We start from the raw sequence: 23,412 nt of genomic DNA, 5'->3' as shown, positions 1-23,412 counted from the left end.
CTTTTTAATGATATAGTGAATTGAAGCGTTTTTTGAGCTGACATAATTTTTAACGGGGCTGGGATGAATGAAAGAAACCTTATCCAATCAAGAGGACATCGGCTTTTTATTTAATGTCGATATACTTATTAAGAGCCGCTCAAATGCATTGGCACTGCAGTCCCTGTTGGAGTTCATAAACAATGAAGAACAAATTGCGGACTTTCGGATTCAATCCGGCATAGAGCTAGGCAAAATTATTGAAGCGACACTCCAGTCCAAGAAGGACTCTTTCGTCACACTTCACAACGAACGCAAAAAAGCCAACGCAGCACAGAAGGCGTCCACTGCAGCTCAGACACCTGCCTCACCTGCTCCAGTCAAAACACAGAATCTACAAGAACAACCGGTTAGTGAGAAAAAGCCTGCCACCCAAACATCTAATGTATCCGATGGAAACTCGTTTGACGCGTGGATTGACACGCTCATCAAGGAGAATAAACTCACCCGTATTGTTGTCAATAACAAGAACGGTAAACATCAGAGCATTCCTTGCCGTATTCTGAATTTTGATCGTGATACCAGTATTGTGAGCATCTACCATGTCGATGAAAAACAGGTGTATACGTTCCGAACCAATGAAATCGATGAGTTTCTGTAACTAACTTCATCAGATTAAAACAAAAAGCAACTTGCGTTAGAATGACGGGACATTCTAACGCAAGTTGCTTTTTTAGTTCAATGGTTCATGTAGGATTGAACCCTCCGAGATTTATTTGGACCGATCAGGAGCGATCCTTACCTCGCTGCCATACATCTAATGCCAATAACAACCATCCGGCAATGAAGGCTACCCCACCAATCGGTGTGATGGCACCCAGAATCTTGATGCCAGAAATACTAAGCACATACAAACTGCCCGAGAACACGATAATTCCGATAAACAACAGACGCGCTGCCCACTTCAGTTTTGTCGATGCTCCAAGTTGACCAGCCGTCAAGCCAATAATGAGCAAAGCCAATGCATGAATCATGTGATATTGCACACCTGTCTCATATGTAGCTATGGCCGCCGGCCCAATCGTATCCTTGAGCATGTGAGCACCAAACGCACCAATCGCCACCGACAGCATGGTCATTACAGCTCCAAGCATCATCCATCTTCGTTGCATATAAGTTCTCTCCCTTAATTCAACTACACTTCACACCTATTATTGTAGCGAATCCACTCCTTCTTTACCAGTCGGGACGGAGCTTCAAAGGTCATATGTCTGTTTATACTTAACAATCCTATCCCTGCCCTATAAATTGTAGGAAACAAGCGTAAATCCTTGATTTTTATCGATATTTATGGAAAAGTAAACAGGTATGTAATCGTTGTATTTTAAGAAAGAATCATTACTCATTGATTAGGTTAATAACACTCAGTACGATGATTAAGGGAGGCAAGTCAACATTATGGATAATCGCGATTCCTATAATTCAGGTTATAACAACACGGATCAGAATCCTGGCCATGCAGATCCATACAATAACAATGGGTATGAAGCATACCCGCCAGATCATGAGAGGCAACCAATGGCACCACTGAAACATTCCGGACCTGGGATCGCCAGCTTTGTCATTGGATTGGTTGCAATCTTGGGTTATATTCTGATATTCTTTATTGCCACCATGGCTGTAAACGAATCCATCGGAGTTCTCACCCCGTTGCAGACAGAAGAGATCGCCTTGCATCCAGCAGTGGTTCTGGCTTCATTAGCCATCCTGGTCTGCCTGATTCTCAATCTGGCCGGAGGTATCGTCGGAATTATTGGTCTTGTCCTCAAGAATCGAAAGAAAGTTTTTGCCATTATCGGAACCATATTAAATGGGATCATGATTCTGTTATTCGTTGGACTTATCTTGGTAGGCATGACGCTGATGTAACGCTTTGCATCAACGTCATGTTTCCTTATAATTAAAATGAATGGGTTTACACATAAGTATAATCTATATTTTTTGCCAAAATCATTGTTTTCAAAGGAGATTGACATGTCACGAATCAAAATTTTTGCGGACAGCACAAGTGATCTGGCTCCAGAATGGATCCAGCAGCACGATATCGGTATCATCCCTTTATATGTCGTGTTCGGTGAAGAATCACTGAAAGACGGTGCTGAGATTAAGCCTGAACAGCTATATGAACGTGTTAGCCAAGATGGGCGTCTTCCCAAAACAGCTGCACCTTCCCCCGCTGATTTCATAACGGCATTTCAACCTTACATAGATCAAGGGGATGAGATTTTATATATCAGCTTATCTTCTGAACTTTCCTCTACCTATCAAAATGCACGACTAGCGAGTTCCGAGTTCCCGGAAGGTCGAATATCGGTCATTGACTCACAGAATCTCTCATCAGGAATTGCACTGATGGTGATGAAAGCTGTTCATGCTGCTGATAAAGGACAAAACCTGACTCAGATTACACACCTGATTGAGGCGATGAAATCAAATGTACGCACGGAGTTTGTTATCGATACACTAGAGTATCTGCATAAAGGCGGACGCTGTTCGGGCATGCAGAACCTGATTGGAAGCCTGTTGAAGATTCGTCCTGTCATCCGGGTAACAGATGGCAAGATGGCACCTGCCTATAAAGTGCGCGGCAAACGGGAGAAAGCTCTGGAACAAATGCTGAATAATACGCTCAGCCAGAAGGATCAGATCGATCCAGACCTGCTGATTGTTGTGCACACCATGGCTGAAGAGGATGCGCTTGACTTGCAGAAGTCTTTGCAGGAACAGACGGGTGCCCGAGTTGAACTAACCACTGCTGGTTGTGTAGTATGCAGTCATTGCGGCCCGAAAACGATTGGAATCATCTATAATACTGTTTTATAGTACTACACGTTACATCGTATCGTATTACCCAATCCTTTCTTCTAAATCTGTATGTGGGTACATCCAATACTTGGACTGGCATACCGTTATAACTAAAAAGGGCATTCCGAGCATAATCGCTCAGGATGCCCTTTAATATTTTTGCTAAACTTTTGAATGACCTACACTTGGTCTATTGCTCATTATGATAATGGATCAATAACTTTTGGTCCGAAGATCATCCAGACTTTTGAATACGTATCCTTGCTTGCGGGCCTCATCAATAATGGAACCAAGAGCCTCCGTGTTATCTTTGGATACCGAATGAAGCAAAATGACAGCGCCCGGATGGAGTTGTTTCAACACCTGTTGATGAGCATATTGTGCGCCACGCTGCACATTGGTATCCCAATCTTTATAAGCAACAGACCAGAACACATTCACATACCCTTGGGCATGACTCTCTGCAAGCGTACGATTGTTAAAAATTCCACGCGGTGGCCGTAAAAAGGTCGCTTGTTGACCGGTCAGCCGATTGACCTCCGTCTTGACCTTCTCAAGTTCCTCTCTAAGCTTTTCATTGGAGATGCGGGTCATATCCGGATGATTCCATGAATGATTACCGACAATATGACCTTCAGCCGCCATACGTTTGACCAACTCAGGCTGATCTTTCAGATAATGACCTGTCACAAAGAAAGCCGCCGGCACCTTCTTGGTACGCAAAACATCCAGTATTGCAGGTGTGAATCCATTCTCATACCCGTTATCAAACGTGAGATACAATTCCTTCTGCTTTGTATCCCCCAGGAAAATGGCATCGTTATGTTGTAAGATCGATTTAAAGCCTTCCTGATCAATGGAGGGCAGTTGACCGTTTTGACTTTTTTTGAAGCCAAAATGATACGCTCCGGTAACCGGTGATGCTTCAGTCTGTGCCGGTACCATACTGATGGATAACAGCCCCAACAGTATATATAGAACCATTCGCTTCATTCTATCCGCTCCTGTTCCTGAAAAATTCGGTTAGTCGTTTGCACACACGAACACCTTCAGGTAATATGCCACAGGAACGGCTAATGTATGTAAATCATTAACGATCGAAACGTTTATTTTCAGGTTGTGGCGGAGATTGATGGAACAATTCAAGTAAGGTCTGAGGTTTGCCACTGGAAGCAAGCCATTCCCTCACGGTCTGAATGGCACGGGTCTGTCCATCTCCCCGATCACGCCATGTAAGCAACTCGATAACTTTGATAATCAAGGCCGACATATTGTGATTATCCAGTTCAGACCGCTCTGCCCTCAGCTTGTGATACAAAGCCTCCTGCTCCCAATCCAGTAGAATCTCATCACCGATGGTTGGCTTCAAAAGTGTATACGCTCTGTCACAACCTTTACAACGAACCGTGCTGACCTGTTCATCTATAAATTCCGCTCGGATATCCTGCTGGCAATCCGGGCATTTGAACCCAACTTGTATGTTTTGTATGTTTTTGTTCATGACATTGTTCCTCCTGCTATGTGAGCATTTTGCATCATTCGATTCAAAATACTCCTTGGATATATGCATAATGCTTATGTATGTACTACATCTATACCCGATATTTTGTCGATTCACGCTTATTTTGAAGAAATCTGTAAGGTGCTATAATCTTGTAAATATGTTAAAATATTATACATATCATGGTAGGGAAAAGGCGGGATACTCATGTCGAAGGAAGAGCGCAACATAACCTGGCAATCATCCAGCATCAACAGGCAAGACCGGGAGAAGCATAATGGGCACCATAGTCGTGCCATATGGTTTACCGGGTTATCAGGTGCAGGAAAGTCATCCCTTGCATTTGCCCTGGAGCAGTATCTCTACGATCAAGGCGTACGCTGTTATGTTCTGGACGGGGATAATATACGTCATGGCCTGAACCGTGATCTCGGTTTTACAGCAGGGGATCGTCAAGAAAATCTGCGGCGAATTGGTGAAGTATCGAAGTTAATGGTTGATGCCGGGTTGTTTGTACTTTCGGCTTTTATCTCTCCTCATGAACAGGATCGGGAGATGGTTAGACAGTTATTTGAACCAGATGATTTCATTGAAATCTATGTGCGCTGTTCAATCCAAGAATGTGAGCGGCGTGATCCCAAGGGTCTATACAAAAAAGCCCGCAATGGTGACATCCCGCATTTCACAGGCATTTCCGCCCCCTATGATGTACCCAAATCTCCTTCATTTATCATCGATACAGAGCAATGGTCCATTGAGGAAGCTGTGCAAGAGATCGTACAGCATTTGGAGCAGATTGGTGCTCTTCAACTGCCGCTTCCTACGAAAACAGCCCTCGTTCATTAATTCTTGCTCATTATACGATCCACCTACATAAGAGGCGCGCCCCTCGTGGCGCGCCTCTTTACGTTATGTCATACCCTTTACTGCCCCACAACACCCGCTTGCATGTTCAAAAGTTTGCTGAACGTCCCTACCGGATCAGTAGATAACTGCTGGTACCCGCCCTCTTGAATCACCCGACCTTCATCAAGCACAATTACACGATCTGCCGTACGAATCGTGGACAATCGGTGTGCAATCACGATAATGGTCACATGTCCTTTTAACCGTTCCAGCGCCTCATGAATGTACTGTTCATTCTCACTGTCGAGCGCACTCGTTGCTTCATCCAGTACCAATACAGAAGGATTCCGCAGCATGGCCCGGGCGAGCACCAATCGCTGACGTTCACCCCCGGATAGCCGAATACCCCGATCACCAATGATCGTATCCAGACCCTGAGGCAACTTCCGTACAAATGCCGCAGAGGAGGAAAATTGCAAAGCCTGCCACATCTGTTCTTCACTTGCATTTGGATCAACCAGACGCAGATTCTCACGAATACTTGTGTGAAACAGGAATGGATCTTGGGAGACATATCCGATTGAACTTCGCCAGCTCAATAATCGTTCTTCTGACAGAGGCACACCGTCAATCAAAATACGACCAGTTTCAGGCCTCACAAGGCCCATAATCAGATCTATCAGCGTGCTCTTGCCTGCTCCGGATTTCCCCACAATTGCGGTCATACCCCTTGCTGGAATCGAAGCTTGCACATTTCTCAATGAGTAAGCATCACTTCCCTCATAGCGATAGCAGACATCCTCACAGGTGATAGATCCCTTCAGTTCCATAGGTTGAATCCCATCAGTTCCAACGTCTCCTGCCGAAGCAATCTCTTCACTAATCTCCCGACTCTTCGCCGTCTGCGCTTGTAATTCTCTGACTACCCGAAATGCAGGCAGCATGGAGCTGATGTACTCCAGATTGGACTGAATTGCCGTAAACCTTGGCCATAAGCGGGAAAAGATTAGGATGATGAGCAGCAGACTTGCGGGTGGCACCGTCATTACACGGAGAGAAAGATAGATGAATGCCGCAATAATGATTGCCGCGGACATCCGGTGAATTAGCTGTGTTCCACTGTTCAATTGGCTAAATTGAATGACATTGCGTTCTATCTGTCTGCACATGCGCTCAAACCAGTTCATGTGGGAGCGCTCAAGCATGTTGCTCTTAATATCCTTAATGCCGTTAAAATGCTCGGTAATGCCGTTATAATAACTTTGCGAGAATTCAGAGGTCTGGTCTCCGATCTGCTTGGCCCGCTTGACGAATTTTCGTAAGACGATAAATAATACCAATCCACAGACCAGCACAAGTGCCGTCAGCTTGGCGGATAACCAGAAAGCAAGACCGATCTGAATGCCCGTAAAGATCAGAGAGGCTGCCATTTGCAGCATAATGCTCGTTCCCTGGCTCACACGTGCAAGTTCAGTCGTTAATATATGGTTAAAATCGGATTTTCGTTTTTGGAGAAAAAATGACCATTGCGCCATAATAATAGCACCATAGGTTTCCATGCGCAGCGTTCGTACAAATTGCTGTTGGATTCGAGTATTACGGATCGTCTGGAGACGCTGCATCCAGGCCTGTCCGGAGACAATCAACACAAAGGTGAACAATACGAGTAACAATTGGCTATTTTCAGAAAAACGATTCAACACGTCGCCAAGCCAGGGAATGTTTAAGCCTGTGGAGCCCATCTCAAATATGCCAATCAGACTCAGCATCGGAACAAGCATGTAGATACCGATCCCTTCCATGAGACTGATACAGATCATCCCTAGCAGATTCCAATATAAAATGGGCCCCGTGACATGATGCAACTTTCGCATGAAATACCTTAATTCCGAGATCATACTTTACCCCTTTCCGTCACCGTATACCTTTTAATTCGCCGCCAGAACCAGAGAAACGGACGTAACGGAAAGTATAGAAAAAACAAAGAACGTGGAAGTGGCAATTGATCCACATCCCATGTACTTGGATATAAACGTTCAATAAAGAAAAACCATTTCTGTTTTGTACTTCGAAGTTTAAACAAATACGATTGATAAGACTTCATATCAGCCGGACTTTCCAGCATGTCGTTCATGAACTTTGCGCCTTCGTTGGCTAATCGCTTGCCTGTACGGTCACTTAAGGACATCAAGGACCTGTACTCTACATCCAGCGGCGTATTCAACAGATCTGAGGCTAAGTGAAGAGCCTGCGAACCGATCGATAAACGCCCCTCCGCTTTCAGACGTCTCTCTAATTTCTTCACATCAAGTGGCATGCTGCGGATCATCTGGTCGATATCCAGTAACCAGCGCAGTCTGAACCAGCCGTGTCGTGCACCATGGGTTACGAGATAGGCCCATAGGTCTTCTTGTTCGAGCATACGGACAGGTGTCTGTGTGTATGAACTGAACCGACTGCGTTTCCACAGCAATTCAAAATCGGTTTCTTTACCCGAATCCGGGTTCAGACGCCAATGGATCTCCACTTGAGTCCTTTTGACCGGATGGGTGTAACAGATATGATGTTCCCGCCATTTCCAGCTGCGCACCGTAGGTGCCCGCTCCCCTTCCTTGGATACATATCCGAGGGTAGCCAGAATGCCTTCAGCCGCTTCCACATCATCAAACGGAATCAGGATATCCAGGTCTTTGGAGGTTCGCATCGATACATCGCCATAGAGATCATGGGCGAGCGCTGGTCCCTTTAGTGTAATATTGCGGATACCGCGTTCACGAAAAGCTCCACACACCTGCTCCATTTCAGCTGTCAGATGTAACATGCGGAACGTATTGACCGTATATTGTTGTCTCAGACTCTCCATAACATCTGCAGGAATGATTGCAGAGTTGAATTCTTTCATTTTCGCATAAAGGACAGAGTATAAGCGGTGATGATAGACAAGCCGCAGAAAAAGCTGCCAATCGGTTCCTTGCAAACCCGCCTTGAGTTCTTCAGGGGATAGAGCCGTCAGATCACCTCTAATCATGCTCAAAATCAGCTTAAGCTCCTTCGGAAACCCTGATGAATAGAGTTCACTTTCATGTATCATAGACAATCTCCCCAGATCCCTTCTCCGGACACCGTTTGCCAAACACACCGACAACCGTATATTGGTCCATAGTATCAGCTCCGGTCACGATCAATTTACCACTTCGCAGCCAGGCATGAGCCATCATATGTCCTTGCTTATTCCGTGCAGTCCCCATGTATAACGTACTCTCTATCTTGCGTCGCTCAAGCATCTTCATCCCGGCAATCGCCATTACAAGGCAGCGGCTTTCCCATAACGTATATTTGCTGGCGAGCGAAATTGCTTTGGAAATATTCCGTATAGTGATGACCTCGCTACGTTCGAGTCCTGTCATCGGTGTTTCTACCATAGGCGTACCCAGCCCTGGCGCGATTTTGGCGAATGGCATAGCCTTCTGTATGCGTGCCCAGCCAAGGAGGATATAGGCCTCCCATACCAGTCGACGCATCGACCGCGGGAGCGAGAGATAAGCCTTTATTTTTCGCAACATCATTCTACACTCCGCGAGTAACGTCGATTAAACCTTCACGGGACAGATGTTCCAGGAATTGCACCACCTGCTCACGACATACATCTGGCTCAATCTCATACTCCGCAGCAAGTACCTCAACAACTTCACCCAGCGTGCGTTCTTCTGCGATCAGGTCCCAGATTCGTCCACCGGTACTCCCGAGATTATAGTATTTTCCAGAGCTAATGCTCATCATGACTTTCTCACTGCCCATATCACTGACCAGATTGCCTTCCTTCCGGGTTACCCGGTCTTCCACATTCATCGGCGTAGTCGCTGTCATTGTCCTGTATGCACTCCTTTACGTATATGATCTGTGATCCGATTCACCATCTCAAATGCTGTAAACTCAGCACCCGTTCTGACCAATCTGCCAATCTCCACACTTGCTGAAAGTCTTGAAGCCGTCTCAAACAACCATTGTGCCAGCCCCTGTCTTGCAACGAGTCCACCACGGAACGTATGCGAGCATAACAGATGCAGTCGTTCTAGCCCCGTCACTTCCACCAGTTGAACAGCTGTATGGTTTGCCTCCGGTTGTGGAGCAAGTTCGAATATTCCACCTAGTGGTACGGCCATCTCATGAAAATAGTGCTGAACAGGTATCGCATACTTTGTAATCTCTGCGTGAACCGTTGCATAGTCCTGTTCCTTCATGCCGAAGCCGTCCAGACTGGGCTGCCATAACTTCTGTTGCGGGTAACCAGGTGATACGATAGCTCTTCCTCCGGCATCCCAGGTCAGTGCAACAACATCATCGGTGAGAAGCGGATATCCGCGTGATGCCAGTGCAGCCGACAACGTCGATTTACCTGCCCCCGAATGTCCGACGAATGCGTAAGCCCAGCCATCAATAACCACTGCACTACCATGCAATGGAAGAATACCACGCTGCATCATAATGACCGCCATACAGGTGCCCAGGATGAATAATCTGACCTTCTTCTCATCCGCTCCTGGCTGAGGGGATACAACGATACGCTTTCCATGCTCCATTAGAAACAGACCTGTATCTTCGATTTTGAAAAAAAGACTGCCCTCTCGTGCCACAAAGTTGTCGTTGCCTACATCCCAATCCTCCCACAATGGGGTCAGATCTGAAGACTCGATGTGCACATCCACGACATCAAAATCAGTCTCCGCATCCTTGGGTGCGATCTGTAGTTCAGGCATTCGAATTTGGCTCGACCAGCGCAGACCATACGCCACATAATGCAAAGGCAACAATGAACGACGCCTCCTTCGTAATAAAATGTAAAAAAAGCCCTTATATTCATGTTGCTCAATATAAGGGCGGAGGCGAAAAGCTGGATTTGTTGCATTTCCGCCCTTTAAGTATGATGACACTTCATAAAACTAAACAACTTAGGAAGTTGGATCGTACAGATCCGCATCGTGAACCGTGATCCAGTCAATTTGTCTGTAGCCAGTACCGGCCATTGTTTGATTGACTTCCAACACTTCAAGAGCTGGTGCTTGCCATTCCTTTTTTTCCATTTGCATCGTATTCACCTCCTTTTCGCACTTCTAAGTATGATGGCATATGGTAAAGCTTTCTAACTAGTTCCGTAGAGATCCGCATCGTGAACCGTAACCCAGTCGATATGTTTGTAACCTGTGCCCGCCATTGTTTGGTTGACTTCCAATATTTCTAGTGCTGGTTCTTGCCATTCCTTTTTTTCCCTTTGCATCGTATTCACCTCCTATCATGAGTCAAATGTAAGAAAAATCCGGGCTCACAGTTCACCGGGCTATATCAGAATTTCCGAATGAACCGATAGACGATCAGACTATGCATCATCAATCGCAGATCTGGATGTGAAGCAAGCTCTGGTCTCGGACTCGGAAAGTTGGCCAAGGCAGATTTGATACGCTCCGTGTTTAATATGCCAGCGACCTTGCTGTCAGAACACAAAGCACGTAACTCGGCAGTAAAAGCATCCCAATTGGGAATGATGCGATGTAACCAATCCGCCGGTTGTACACCCCGTACCCGTTGATTCAGTCTGACCTTGTCGGGCAACTCCGGTGAAGTAGCCCGGCGAATCAATGAACGATCTGTCCCGTGTTTCACATATTGTTCAATCGGAACGGACAGACAGAACCGGATGACTCTGGCATCACTTGTCGGATCACGTTCCCAAGCGCGGTAACGGAGAGAACATTTCGTAGCTACGGCACCATTTTTGTTCGCAATAGCCAGGTTATTAAATTTCTCGGCACGGACTTTGAGAGCATCCGCCTGGGCACCGCCCTGCAGGACAATAATGGATTTGAGTCGTTCCAACACACCTGTTCTTTGCGCAAAATCAGGATGGATCAACTGTACAGATGCCGCCTGACTGGCTCCTTTGGACTGCGCCTTGAACCAATCCGGATATGCCTTTTTCCCGGTGATCTTGGCAATACGGGAGAAGGGCATGCCCGTTCGTTCACTATACTGCTGCATCTCACGGAACCAGCGGTACCAGCGGCCACTTTTCAGTAGACTGGCGTAATAATCCAGAGCCGGTCCCCAGGAGATGGTGAAATTACCACGTGCCCCTGTGAGCAGGATGCCTGCATCTTGCTGGCTCGCTTTTTCATAGAATCCGCGAATCCAGAATGAATTTTCAAAGTATTTATAAGGCATCTCCATAATGTCGAGCCAGGTATCTACTTCACTAAGTGGACTTCTGCCTTCAAAATCGAGGTAGTTCTCTGTGATATTGCCGACATGATTAATCGTGGAACGTATGAAGGGCCGTTCGTCTGCGAGCAACGTTTTCGACGTATAATCTGTGAAATCGGGTACGGGAACATAACTATAGGCCTGCAGCCGTTTGCCCTGACTTCTCAGTGTTCCGGAAGCAAAACCAACCACGGCTCCCGAGTCCAGTCCGCCACTTAATGCAGCAGCCACCTGTCTGTGCGTTCGCAATCGTGATCCAACCGCCTGCCCAAAGACCTCCCTAAACGCTTCTACATACTCGCCATCGGATTTAAGCCTTAGAGGTTCCACTTCATTCCAGCGATGATATTGCTTCAGCTCCAGTCTCCCATCCCGGAAGACAAGTGTATGTGCAGAAGGCAGCTGGCTTATTCCCCGATATACAGTTGAATTGATATCTGCTGAATCATGCATGTCAGGAATGGCAAGGAATTCGGACAGCCAGGTCTCATCAAGTTCTTTATGTACCCCTTCAAGCCCGAGCAACGGATTCATAAGTGTGCAGAAAGCAAAACGTGAACCATCATGTCGGTAATAAAAAGCTCTCATGCCTGTAATATCTCTTGCTGCATACAGTTTGCGATTCCGCTCATCCCATATCGCGAATACAAAATCCCCCAGCAATCGGACGGCTACATTGTCTCCCCAGCGCTGATAGGCACGCAAGATCAATTCACTATCCGCTAACATAGCCAGTTCAGCTCTGGATATCTGTAATTGATCTGCCAGTTGTTCCCGGTTATCCAGAATGGCATCTGCCGTGATGGTCAGACCACTTTCCTCATCATATAAAGGCAACTTCTCGCTAACCGATTCCGGTGTAATCCATTGGGCATGACAGCTGAGGAACGCCTCATTGCCTTTCCACACTCCTGTTGTATCCGCAGGGACATGCCCCAGGCTTGCGTACAGACGCCAGCTGTCTTCCCATAGCGCCTGCTGACCATCGTTGTGAACAATTCCTGCTATGGCGCTCATGACTTGCCTCCCCGTAGAATCTTGCGCTGTGAAGCCCATGCGCTGATCTGATGACCAAATGGTACCCATGATTTGATACGCTGTATTTTGCTTTGAGCAGAAGCCAGCTGGACCTTCAAGCGTTCTCGCTCACTGTAACCCCGTTCCAGACGATGATCTGCTGCCCGTAATGCGGCTTGCAGCTGTCTGATCGTTACCAGTGCAGCTAGCGTCGGGTCTGTCTTTTCCGGTTCTTCGACAACTTGGTCATTAAGATTCCCAAGCGGATCATGAACGACAGAATCTGCTGGCTGCATTCGGTATTGCGGTTGCCACTGGCAACCGGTCGCTGCTGTCAACTGATGCGTGATTCGATCAATGACCTCCTGATCCGGACTTGCATCATAATGTACACCCGTCCATTGTTCGGCTTCTGCGAGCTGTTCACTGTATCCCATCTGGTGGAACAGATCTGCCCCCATCACACGGCAATACAGTTCAACTTCATGAGGTTCTAATATGTTTTTCCAGTTGTTAACAGAACCCTGATGTGCCTCTTGATGCGAAGAGAGGAAAGGATCACCCACGCCCATACTGTAGAACATGTCAGACTTGGCACTGTCCAGAAACTGTCCATACTGCTCCATTCCCTGTTCATATCGAATTCCCAGAAATGCGCATAGTTTCTCAAGTTCTTCCTGAGGATTGGAAACCAATCGTTCATATTGCAATTCATACGCATTGGAATGGGGTTTGGCAAAATAATCATTCAAGCGGAGCATCCCAAGTGTGAGATCTACGGATTTCATATTTAATTTGGGGCTCTGCAGACTATGAATCAGGTCGAATCCTTCTCCTGTGTGGCGGTTTACCTTTTTGAATGATGCTACTACGGCCAGAGGATTACGCTGGAGATGAATGCGCTTGGACTGTGGGAACAGACGATCCAGCCATTCCAGCATGTAATAATAACGCGGAGATTTATCAACGACGAAGTCTGCTCCGCTCCCCTCCAGGAATCCATTGTAGACTTCAAGAGCAAAACTTCTGCACGCCTTCTCGAAGACATCCTCAGATACCATGGCATTGTAGAACTGGCGCATGATGGAGCTGCCACCGTAAGCACGTGAATCAGCCTTGGGTAAATCGACAAGATTCATCAGAAACCACATTTCCTGGGTGGCAAATATACGACTATGATTTTGCAGCATTACGGTGGATAAGGAACTACCACTACGGGGAACACATAGTAAGAAAACAAGTCCGTTACCTTGAGCATCGATCAATGGCAGCCTCTCCTCTGTTCATTAGTATAAATGTGTAGCTGGGATAGACCAGACTCTACCTTTGTGTTTGGCAAAACGAGTAATATGCACGCTATAGGTCAGCATTTTGCAATATTCCGTCGGAAGTTCACCCGGGAATGAAGCAAAACACATGGTTACATTCGACAACTCTCGGATACAATATGTATTTATAGTTTTACTCTATGATACAAAATGTATCATGTCAATCTTTTATTTTCACCTTTTCATAAATTGATACTCTTTCACTGTATTCTGCTGTCTGTCATTTAAGCACTTATTCATGGATCAATTATGTTCTGATTGCACAAACGCGAATAAGCTCCAGACATGTTCTGTGAGGAACAATGCCTGAAGCCATACGTAATCCGTTGAGAAACTTAATATGAAAACGGGTGAACAACCATCAGGTAAATCTTACATCTGAACTTTTCCCAGTAGCTCCAACGCTCCCATTTCGCTCTTCTTCCTGATCTGCCCGTGTAGCATCCTGCATCCCCTTCTGTACCTTCACGGTTAACAATACAGCAATGCCCGCGACGAAAAAGAAGATGAGCGACAGAATACCCCAACGTGTGGAACCAGTGATCTGCCCAACATAACCAAACACAAATGGACCAAAGATCGAAGAGAATTTGCCTGTAATATTCACAAAACCAAAATACTCTCCTGTTCTGCCTGCTGGCATCAGATTGCTAAACAGGGAACGCGCTGTGGATTGACTCACACCCTGCACGACACCAACCAGCCCGGCGAGCACATAGAAGTGGATCGCTTGTGTCATGAAATAACCGAGAATCACAATACATATGTAGACCGATAAGCTAACGATTAATACCTGCTTTGCTCCCCAACGCTGTGCCCATGCTCCCAGTAACAATGTACACGGGAACCCGATGAACTGGGTTAACAGTAGCGCGAGCATCAGGTCGGCTGTGCCTATGCCTATACTTGTCCCATAGATCGTAGCCATTAGAATGATGGTATTAATGCCGTCATTAAAAAACCAGAAAGCCACCAACATGCGGATTAACTGGGGAAAACGCCGCATCTGACGAAAGGTTTGCCGCAGTCTGCGCACGCCCACCGCAACGTACCCTGTCCACGTTCCGGGCAGATCCGGTGATGCAGGCCGTCTCGGAGCATGGCGGAAGATCGGTATCGAGAACAGCAACCACCACAACGAGACGGAGATAAAAGCAAGTCTTGTGCCTGCCAGTGTACTGCTCATCCCGAACCAGCCCGGTTGCTGAATCATCAGCAGGTTCACTGCAAGCAACAAGCCTCCTCCAATATAACCATAGGCATAACCTTTGGAGGATATCATGTCCCTTCGTTCCACGGGTACGAGATCCGGCAGCATTGCATCGTAAAAGGTGTTACCACCCGCAAAACCGATTGTAGATATGACCAGCAACGCGGAAGCAAGGAACCAGTCCCCTTCACCGATTGCGCTGAATCCCAATGTAGCAAGGACGCCTATAATTGCAAATACACGCAGGAAGTCGCCCTTCCGTCCTGACAAATCAGCTAGCGTGCCTAGCAACGGTGTTAGCAGAGCTACGCACAACATGCCAATGGAGTGTGTATAGGCCAGGTAGGAGGCGGCGGTATCCGTATCCAGCGTTGTTGCAGCCACCGATGCATAGAATACAGGCAGTACTGCGGCCAGCACAGTTGTTGCATAAGCCGAGTTGGCCCAATCATACATAATCCAAGCCTTGATCGCCTTTTTATTCACATAAATCCTTCCTTTACATGCATCTCTATATTAGTGCGAGTTCAACAAGTCTAAGTGGACTTTTTGAACAACCTCTATTAGATGCCAGATCGATGTCTTTCTCCTATTGTAAAGGAAGGATATCACACTTGTTCACTATTTCTGTAAAAAATGGTGCAGTTCTGTTCTTACGACTCACCTTACCTCTGAGGTGAACTTGCGTAATTGTATCATTTTATATCCACTCTCATCACATATCGTCCTCGCCCGTGAATATACTTAATTACCGACAGGCCAAACTGTGCCGCGTAATCAATGGGGGGTGCCTACATGTCAAATTCACACCAGCCTTACTCGTTCGTTGTGTCGAAGGAAGATTGGTCGCTTCACCGCAAAGGGTACCAGGACCAACAGCGCCATCAGCAAAAGGTGAAAGATGTCATCAAGCAGAATCTGCCTGATCTGATTACGGAAGAAAACATCATCATGTCTGATGGAAAACAAATCATCAAGGTACCAATCCGCAGTCTGGATGAGTACCGTTTTGTGTATAACTACCAGAAGCAAAAACATGTCGGTCAAGGAGACGGTGACAGTCAGGTCGGAGACGTCATCGGTCGGGATCCCTCTGCTTCGCAGAAACCCGGCAAAGGCGAAAAAGCTGGTGATCAGCCTGGTCATGATATTGTGGAAGCCGAAGTGAGTATTGAGGAATTGGAAGATATGCTCTTCGCTGAGCTGGAATTACCCGATCTGAAGCAGAAAGATAAAGACCTGATTGAGACACATACGGTAGTTTTCAACGATATTCGCAAAAAAGGCATGCAGTCCAATATTGACAAGAAACGTACCATTCTGGAGAATCTGCGTCGCAATGCAACGACTGGTACGCCAGGCATCCATCACATCAGTCCGGATGACCTGCGCTACAAGACATGGGAAGACAAAATCATTCCACAATCCAATGCCGTTATTATTGCCATGATGGATACATCCGGGTCCATGGGTTCGTTTGAGAAATACTGCGCGCGCAGCTTTTTCTTCTGGATGACCCGTTTTCTACGCCGTCAGTATGAGAAAGTTGAGATTGTTTTCCTCGCCCATCATACGGAAGCCAAGGAAGTAACCGAAGAAGAGTTCTTTACCCGTGGCGAGAGCGGAGGCACCATCTGCTCCTCTGTATATATGAAGGCACTGGATATTATTGACAGTCGTTATCCACCTTCAAGCTACAACATCTACCCTTTTCACTTCTCTGACGGGGATAATCTGACCTCGGATAACGAACGGTGTGTGAAGCTGATCGGTGAGTTAATGAAGCGTAGCAATATGTTTGGATACGGCGAAGTGAATCAGTACAACCGCAGCAGCACACTGATGTCGGCTTACCGTCATATCAAGATGGATCAGTTCATGTATTATGTGATCAAAGAAAAAGGCGAAGTGTACAAAGCTTTGCGCAGCTTTTTCCAGAAACGGGAAGGAGGCAGCGTTAGATGACAGATGAGATCCGCGACCTAGAATACGCTATTGCCGAGATTATGGAGATTGCCAATGGTTTTGGTCTGGACTATTACCCCATGCGGTACGAAATCTGCCCATCGGATATTATTTATACATTTGGAGCCTACGGCATGCCGACCAGATTCAGCCACTGGAGCTTTGGCAAAACATTTCATAAGATGAAAATGCAATACGATTTTGGACTCAGTAAAATTTATGAGCTTGTCATCAACTCCAACCCTTGTTATGCCTTCTTGCTGGATGGCAATTCCCTGATTCAGAACAAATTGATCGTAGCCCACGTATTGGCCCACTGCGATTTTTTCAAAAACAATGCCCGCTTCTCCAAATCCAACCGTAATATGGTCGAAAGCATGGCCGCTACGGCGGATCGGATCAGCAATTATGAGATGGAATACGGAACGGAAGCGGTTGAAGCATTTATCGATGCCGTGATCGCAATTCAGGAACATGTGGACCCACAGCTGATTAAACCCCGCCATTTGGACAAACAACGTTACATGGAGATGAAAATGCGGGAGCAGCGCGGTGAGAAAAAACCACGGCCGGAAGGCCGCTATGATGATCTGTGGTCACTTGATGACGTGCAGACCGAAGAAGCACCCGCTGAAGGTATTCAGGTTCATCATTTTCCGCCTGAACCGGAGAAGGATGTCATGTGGTTTATTCAGGAATTCTCCGAAGTGTTGACCGACTGGCAACGGGATATCATGAGTATGATGCGTGAGGAGATGTTATATTTCTGGCCACAGATGGAAACCAAAATCATGAACGAAGGCTGGGCATCCTACTGGCATCAACGCATTATCCGTGAGCTCGATCTGAACAGTGAGGATACGATCGAATTTGCCAAACTCAACTCCTCCGTGGTGCAGCCATCCAAACAAAGTCTGAATCCGTATTATTTGGGACTGAAGATTTTCGAGGATATTGAACGCCGCTGGGATAACCCAACCCGTGAAGAACAGGAACGTTGGGGCCGCAAACCAGGGCAAGGTCGTGCCAAAATGTTCGAGGTGCGTGAATTCGATTCCGATACCTCCTTTATCCGCAATTACATGACCAAGCAATTAACCGAGGATCTGGACCTCTACGTATTTGAGAAAAAAGGCCCGGACTGGAAAATCACCGACAAGTCCTGGGAGAACATACGGGATCAGCTCGTATTTTCACGTGTCAACGGGGGCTCCCCTTACTTGGTCGTGCAAGATGCTGATTATCTGCGGACAGGGGAACTCGTGCTCAAGCATCAATATGAAGGCATTGAGTTGGATCTGAAATATATGGAACGCACTCTGCCTTATCTGTATCGCCTCTGGGGACGTACCGTGCATGTGGAGACACGTGTCGAGGATAAACCGATCTGGTTTACGTATGATGGCAAGAAACACCACCGCAAGTTTATGTAAGGTTCCAACAGCCCTTTCCCTTTTAAAAAAGAGAACCTTCGTATCACGTATGAAGGATGGCGACATACCATAAAAAAACAAAAAAAGCGGCAAGCTCCCGACATACACGGGGACTTGCCGCTTGCATCTTTACGAAGATATTATTGATATTCAATCAATTATTGAAATTATTTCTCTTCTTCAATTGTTGCTCTGGTGATTTGAGGACAATAAATTAACAAGCTCGGTATTACATCTTCTTTATTAAACGGCAGCCTACCCGGCTACCGAGATAGAGTGCTTGAAGAGTGCTTTTCCGATAGAGCTCATCCTGTTTTTATATTCATCATTATGGACAGGAATTTAACTCAGTAAACATTTCTCGGTGATTGGGTAATAAGTATTGAACACTATTAGTTGCGTAAGAATATAAATATCTATTCTCACATATGCTTGTACAAATTATTTAAAAGAAGGAGGCTGTCTCAATGGCTTATTGTGACTACTGCCGCAAAGGTATTGGACCAAATAAAAACTTCGAATTTATTTTTCACGAAACTGGAGTATTCGGGCTTCATGATTACTGTAAGGAAGATATGTCAATACGCCTTGAAAATATCTCTAAAGGAAAGTCCCCTGGCAATAATACCAGAGGAACGAAGGATAGAAATTAAAAATTATATTTCTTTTCGCGTTTTTCGAAAGCTTCTTTCCCACCTTCAAGAATCTCACAAACGTGCTCTTTAATTCCCATTCTTTGCAAAACACCATTGGTTTCATCATGAGTAAAGGAACACTCTAATGATCCTGAAACATATTCAAATCTGTATTTTTGGTTTTCTCTTTGATTCTGCTGCCCAGTTTGGTTTGCAACAATTACTTGTTCAGCATCAGTTAATACAACTAAATTTGCATTATGTGTAACAATGATAATCTGACGATTTATTTTCTTATTTTTAATAAATTCATTCAACTCAGTATAGATTGTTCGATTATCTAAATTGTCTTCTGGTTGATCTATTAGAATCGGATGGGTCGAGTTACTCAAATGTAAAAACAATTGCAGAAGAACTAGTCCTCTCTTCCCTGGGGACATATGCATGAACGGATCATTTTTCTGAATAAGATTAAAGTCAAAATAATAATAGTTCGAGAATAAAGATCTCACTACCGTTTTTAGTTCATATGCACCTTTTAATCTTAATTCATCATTCGATAGTAAATTCCTGAATAGTTCTTCAATTAAAGTCGAGTGAGTCTCAAGATTAGTAAACAATAAGTCATCATTTTCATCGAAACAAGATGGCAAGATCTTATGAAGTTTTTTTTGTCTGTTGAATAAATCAGTAAATTGTTTAGAAAACTTTGCTTTATCAAATATGATATTTGCTTCTAAATTCATATCGTCGGAGATTGTATTAAACTCAGGTTTACTCAACTCATCATTAATCAATTGATATTTGTGTAACATTTCTTTAAATTCATCTAAAATCAACTTCTTTTGAGCATTGTATTTTTCGGTTTCGATACTTAGCCGGGTTTCTTGCTCAAAAATGTTATTTAAAATTCTTTTTTGAGCATCAATATTCAATTGAAGTTCTTCAAGTCGGGTTCTGTTTGCAAACTTTGAAACAAAAGGTTTTAATTCCTCAGTTATCTTCTCATTTAATTGACTGACTAAAACAAGCGATTCATCAATGCTATCATAATTTATAAAGTCACTAACTTCTGTTAATGTAGGTACTAGTTTCTCAACCAAGTCTTTTATGAGTTGATTTACAACCAAGCTGCTCTTTTCATCTGTTTGGAACTGCTTTCGCAACTGACCAATTGAGTTTTGCATTGCAGTTGCATAATTTGAAGTAACACTTTTTATTTCCTTAGCAAACAACTCGAGTGCCGAACTCATTGAAGATAATCTATTTATTTCAGCGTCATGAAAGTTTTTCTTATAAATGAGATCGTTATATTTTGTTTCTTCTTCAGGCGAAAAACCTGAGTTTATTTTCAATTGGTCCATTTCATCTTCAATTTTCTTAATTTCAATACTGATTGATTCTTTGTTACCCATTTTACTAAGATGCTCTTTATTTTTCTCCAGTTCATCCTTAGAGGTAAACAAAGCAATTATTTCTTTGTCGATATTTGTATAATGCTTTGTTATTCCATCCATCTGATCATTATATTTTTTTTTGAAAGTACTGTTTTGTAACAATATCCCTAAAACTATTTCCCTTAAATTCTCTTGTCCTGATTCGTCTGCTAAATGATTAATGTATAACTGAGGGATATATGAAATTTGATGCAATGACTTGCTTTCAATATCTTCCCGAAGGTAGTTCACTGACCCATCAAGCCATTTTACTTCAAAATTAAAATTTAAATCATGTTCAAAATCATATGTTCTATTAGTCGTTTTTTCATTCACCTGATTCGGGTCAATGCTCTTTGCAACACAATGTAGTAGTAATGATTTTCCAGAAGATTTACCCCCAATTATTACATTCAACCCCTCATTGAGCTCAATCCAGGTATCATCGAATTCTCTAACTTGTCTTTTATCATTAAACCTAACTTTATCAATAACTAAATATGATGTTTTAGGGTTCGGTTTATTCTGAGAAATGCATACACGTGTCTCTGGTTCATGAATTATTTGAGTTAATCCATTAAAATTGGGATCAGCCTTAATCCAGGTGATCTTATTACTTGGATAAACCCCGTAATCTGCGAACGAGTGTGCATCACTTCCTGCGATTCCTGGTTTATGAACGCCTCCTAAGGCATCTTGAAAATCGTTAATAAAATCTTCATTTTCAGGAGTACAATTACCTATAAATAAGTCCAATGTTTCTTGTTTTCTCGTTTCAAATATGTCTGCAAACCTTAGAAAGAAGGTGTCTGAAATAGGAAAACTTTTCCAATCAAGTTTACTCAAACCATCACTTGTGTCGTATGGAAGCAATACAAAAGCTTTATTATTAGGAACACGTTTAATCGCTTCAACAAAAGAATCTTTCGTTACTTCAGCTACCATCGAACCAAAAAGTAATCGTGCTTCATCATCCATACAATCAGGATCAAATCCATGAGCGCGTTTTTTATCATTACCTAATTCATCTGATAAAGCCGATAATGCTTCATTTGATATTTGTCTATCTGGTAGCCTCAGTTTTAAATGAGATCTAAAATCTATAAGTTGCTGGTCTGTGAGCTGATTAGATAAGATAACATGTATATTTAAGCGATAGTTAGTCGGTGACTCGATTCGCAACTCCATCCCTGGTAAGACTGTTTTATTTAGTACCCACCCCTGGGATCGAATAGTTGACATGAATTCTAAATAACCTTCAAATGTCCAGTAATCCATAATTCCGAATACATCAACATCAGAATTATTTATCGTGTCTAACATTAGTCTGAATGCATCAATCTTCTCGGTAGGAGTCATTGTTGCAAGTCTTTGACCTTTCCAGTGAAAAGATGCAGGTGTATGAACATGTAAATCCCATTTTCTCCATTGTGACCCTTTTGTATGAATAAAACCTGACATATGATCCCCGCTATCTATATTGAAATTTAATAGGTATAAAGTTCGACACGTATATATAAATACCTCTTTTTTCCTACATATTTTCACCTGGTTTTCTAAGCACCTTAGCAAAACGAAGGCTGGGCCTCTTACTGGCATCAACGCATTATACTTGAACTGGATCTGAACAGTGAGGATACGATCGAATTTGCCAAACTCAACTCCTCCGTGGTGCAGCCATCCAAACAAAGTCTGAATCCGTATTATTTGGGTTTGAAGATTTTCGAAGATATTGAACGGCGCTGGGATAACCCAACCCGGGAAGAACAGGAACGTTGGGGCTGCAAACCAGGGCAAGGTCGTGCCAAAATGTTCGAGGTGCGTAAATTCGATTCCGATACCTCCTTTATCCGCAATTACATGACCAAACAATTAACAGAGGATCTAGACCTCTACGTATTTGAGAAAAAAGGTCCGGACTGGAAAATCACCGACAAGTCCTGGGAAATATACGTGATCAGCTCGTATTTTCACGTGTCAACGGGGGCTCCCCTTACTTGGTCGTGCAAGATGCTGATTATCTGCGGACAGGGGAACTCGTGCTGAAACATCAATATGAAGGCATCGAGTTGGATCTGAAATATATGGAACGCACCCTGCCTTATCTGTATCGCCTCTGGGGATGTACGGTACATGTGGAGACACGTGTCGAGGATAAACCGATCTGGTTTACGTATGATCGCAAGAAACACCATCGCAAGTTTATTAAGGTTTTCAATTATCATTATTGGAAACGAAAATATAAATGCTCTTATCATGGATAAGTTTAATGTTTAATAAAAGATAAAACAAAAAAAGCGGCAAGTTCCCGACATACTCAGGAACTTGCCGCTTGGCATTTCATAATTAATATTTTAAGCTTAAATGAAGTGATCACACCAGTTTTATCAAGTCATCTGTTGGATACAAGTTTCCCTGCTTAATGTCTTTCTCAGAAATTTCAATCATTTGCCGTATCTCCGGATCGGAGTCCAGCTCAACCGGGTTATAGACTTCATATTCCAGACCGGCAATACGAATGAATTCTTTATGATCCTTCTCATAGGATTCAATGACGGTCCCATCAGGAGCTTTAAGACTAAAATTCATCCCTCGCGACCTCCTTTAATGATACATTAAACTTGACGAATAGAACATTCACCTGAATTATAGCATACAACCATGTTGCAACTCAGCCATGAAACCATTACTTTTTGTTGATTACGTTTGCGCAACAAGATTCAGCATTATAACACGTTCACTCTTAGTTTCCAAATGTTCCAACCATAATCAGATCGATATCCAACCCTTCAGCAAAGTTACGGGCGTTTCTCCTAAAGTCGCTCGTCGTTATCACATAGTCTCCCTGAACTCCTGTATTGGATTTGTTCGGCTTTCTATGTTAGCCAGTCTAAGCAGAGTTTCAGCTCAGTAAGCTTTTCTCGGTTTTCTGTTCACATTAC

General features: G+C 44.3%; 21 protein-coding genes and 1 pseudogene. 7 read left to right on the top strand and 15 right to left on the bottom strand.

Annotation, left to right across the window (positions count from 1 at the left end; all coding sequences use genetic code 11):
- Positions 1-67: 67 nt before the first annotated feature.
- Positions 68-640, top strand: coding sequence for a hypothetical protein (locus tag CXK86_RS00955; protein ID WP_076318334.1), 573 nt, complete (start codon positions 68-70; stop codon positions 638-640).
- Positions 641-764: 124 nt separating this feature from the next.
- On the opposite strand, the gene CXK86_RS00950 is transcribed toward CXK86_RS00955, so the two are convergent.
- On the bottom strand, positions 765-1,151 hold the full coding sequence (locus tag CXK86_RS00950; RefSeq protein ID WP_017689551.1) for a DUF423 domain-containing protein: 387 nt from the start codon (positions 1,149-1,151) through the stop codon (positions 765-767).
- Between the two features lie 286 nt (positions 1,152-1,437).
- Here CXK86_RS00950 and CXK86_RS00945 point away from each other — a divergent pair, with 286 nt between their 5' ends.
- Both CXK86_RS00945 and CXK86_RS00940 read left to right on the top strand, forming a co-directional pair.
- A complete protein-coding gene (locus CXK86_RS00945; RefSeq protein WP_051447149.1) occupies positions 1,438-1,908 on the top strand; it encodes a hypothetical protein in 471 nt (156 codons plus the stop codon).
- 105 nt (positions 1,909-2,013) lie between these two features.
- A complete protein-coding gene (locus CXK86_RS00940) occupies positions 2,014-2,862 on the top strand; it encodes a DegV family protein (protein WP_036609970.1) in 849 nt (282 codons plus the stop codon).
- Positions 2,863-3,057: 195 nt separating this feature from the next.
- Here the strand turns inward: CXK86_RS00940 and pdaA are convergent, their stop codons facing one another.
- Both pdaA and CXK86_RS00930 read right to left on the bottom strand, forming a co-directional pair.
- Positions 3,058-3,837, bottom strand: a complete 780-nt coding sequence (gene pdaA, locus CXK86_RS00935; RefSeq protein WP_101313310.1) for a delta-lactam-biosynthetic de-N-acetylase — start codon at positions 3,835-3,837, stop codon at positions 3,058-3,060.
- 97 nt (positions 3,838-3,934) lie between these two features.
- Positions 3,935-4,345, bottom strand: coding sequence for a hypothetical protein (locus tag CXK86_RS00930; protein WP_036609973.1), 411 nt, complete (start codon positions 4,343-4,345; stop codon positions 3,935-3,937).
- Positions 4,346-4,552: 207 nt separating this feature from the next.
- On the opposite strand from CXK86_RS00930, the gene cysC reads away from it, so the two are divergent.
- Positions 4,553-5,191 (top strand): adenylyl-sulfate kinase, encoded by a 639-nt coding sequence (gene cysC, locus CXK86_RS00925; protein WP_036669868.1) that lies wholly within the window; start codon positions 4,553-4,555, stop codon positions 5,189-5,191.
- A 77-nt stretch (positions 5,192-5,268) separates the two neighbouring features.
- On the opposite strand, the gene CXK86_RS00920 is transcribed toward cysC, so the two are convergent.
- From CXK86_RS00920 to CXK86_RS00885, 10 genes are all read right to left on the bottom strand, one after another.
- On the bottom strand, positions 5,269-7,065 hold the full coding sequence (locus CXK86_RS00920) for an ABC transporter ATP-binding protein (protein ID WP_257467746.1): 1,797 nt from the start codon (positions 7,063-7,065) through the stop codon (positions 5,269-5,271).
- Positions 7,066-7,085: 20 nt separating this feature from the next.
- Positions 7,086-8,219 (bottom strand): nucleotidyltransferase domain-containing protein, encoded by a 1,134-nt coding sequence (locus CXK86_RS00915; RefSeq protein ID WP_257467761.1) that lies wholly within the window; start codon positions 8,217-8,219, stop codon positions 7,086-7,088.
- Between the two features lie 52 nt (positions 8,220-8,271).
- On the bottom strand, positions 8,272-8,754 hold the full coding sequence (locus tag CXK86_RS00910; RefSeq protein WP_017689559.1) for a lasso peptide biosynthesis B2 protein: 483 nt from the start codon (positions 8,752-8,754) through the stop codon (positions 8,272-8,274).
- 4 nt (positions 8,755-8,758) lie between these two features.
- Positions 8,759-9,058, bottom strand: coding sequence for a lasso peptide biosynthesis PqqD family chaperone (locus tag CXK86_RS00905; RefSeq protein ID WP_017689560.1), 300 nt, complete (start codon positions 9,056-9,058; stop codon positions 8,759-8,761).
- On the bottom strand, positions 9,055-10,002 hold the full coding sequence (locus CXK86_RS00900) for an aldolase (RefSeq protein ID WP_101313306.1): 948 nt from the start codon (positions 10,000-10,002) through the stop codon (positions 9,055-9,057). The genes CXK86_RS00905 and CXK86_RS00900 overlap by 4 nt, the downstream gene beginning before the upstream one ends.
- A gap of 138 nt (positions 10,003-10,140) precedes the next feature.
- Entirely contained in the window at positions 10,141-10,278 is a 138-nt protein-coding gene (locus tag CXK86_RS31795; RefSeq protein ID WP_174806426.1) for a paeninodin family lasso peptide, read from the bottom strand.
- A gap of 53 nt (positions 10,279-10,331) precedes the next feature.
- Positions 10,332-10,466 (bottom strand): paeninodin family lasso peptide, encoded by a 135-nt coding sequence (locus tag CXK86_RS31790; RefSeq protein ID WP_105598020.1) that lies wholly within the window; start codon positions 10,464-10,466, stop codon positions 10,332-10,334.
- A 65-nt stretch (positions 10,467-10,531) separates the two neighbouring features.
- Positions 10,532-12,463, bottom strand: a complete 1,932-nt coding sequence (locus tag CXK86_RS00895) for an asparagine synthase-related protein (RefSeq protein ID WP_101313305.1) — start codon at positions 12,461-12,463, stop codon at positions 10,532-10,534.
- The gene (locus CXK86_RS00890) at positions 12,460-13,728 is read right to left on the bottom strand and encodes a sulfotransferase family protein (RefSeq protein ID WP_101313304.1); all 1,269 of its coding nucleotides are present in this window, start codon (positions 13,726-13,728) and stop codon (positions 12,460-12,462) included. Before CXK86_RS00890 ends, CXK86_RS00895 begins: the two co-directional genes overlap by 4 nt.
- A 424-nt stretch (positions 13,729-14,152) precedes the next feature.
- Complete coding sequence (locus CXK86_RS00885; RefSeq protein ID WP_076252397.1) at positions 14,153-15,487, bottom strand: MFS transporter; 1,335 nt, start codon at positions 15,485-15,487, stop codon at positions 14,153-14,155.
- Between the two features lie 309 nt (positions 15,488-15,796).
- On the opposite strand from CXK86_RS00885, the gene yhbH reads away from it, so the two are divergent.
- Both yhbH and CXK86_RS00875 read left to right on the top strand, forming a co-directional pair.
- Positions 15,797-16,966 (top strand): sporulation protein YhbH, encoded by a 1,170-nt coding sequence (gene yhbH / locus CXK86_RS00880; protein WP_036609998.1) that lies wholly within the window; start codon positions 15,797-15,799, stop codon positions 16,964-16,966.
- Entirely contained in the window at positions 16,963-18,399 is a 1,437-nt protein-coding gene (locus CXK86_RS00875) for a SpoVR family protein (protein WP_076252399.1), read from the top strand. The genes yhbH and CXK86_RS00875 overlap by 4 nt, the downstream gene beginning before the upstream one ends.
- A 649-nt stretch (positions 18,400-19,048) precedes the next feature.
- Here CXK86_RS00875 and CXK86_RS00865 read toward each other — a convergent pair.
- Positions 19,049-21,931, bottom strand: coding sequence for a TrlF family AAA-like ATPase (locus CXK86_RS00865; protein WP_144029788.1), 2,883 nt, complete (start codon positions 21,929-21,931; stop codon positions 19,049-19,051).
- Positions 21,932-22,042: 111 nt separating this feature from the next.
- Here CXK86_RS00865 and CXK86_RS00860 point away from each other — a divergent pair.
- A pseudogene (locus tag CXK86_RS00860) lies at positions 22,043-22,734 on the top strand (SpoVR family protein); the annotation flags it as partial.
- A 109-nt stretch (positions 22,735-22,843) separates the two neighbouring features.
- On the opposite strand, the gene CXK86_RS00855 reads toward CXK86_RS00860, so the two are convergent.
- On the bottom strand, positions 22,844-23,059 hold the full coding sequence (locus CXK86_RS00855; protein WP_101313301.1) for a hypothetical protein: 216 nt from the start codon (positions 23,057-23,059) through the stop codon (positions 22,844-22,846).
- Positions 23,060-23,412: the final 353 nt, after the last annotated feature.

Origin of the sequence: Paenibacillus sp. BGI2013 (genome assembly GCF_002843485.1) — a bacterium.
GTDB classification, from domain to species: domain Bacteria; phylum Bacillota; class Bacilli; order Paenibacillales; family Paenibacillaceae; genus Paenibacillus; species Paenibacillus amylolyticus.
This window is presented reverse-complemented; position numbering and strand designations above follow the sequence as displayed.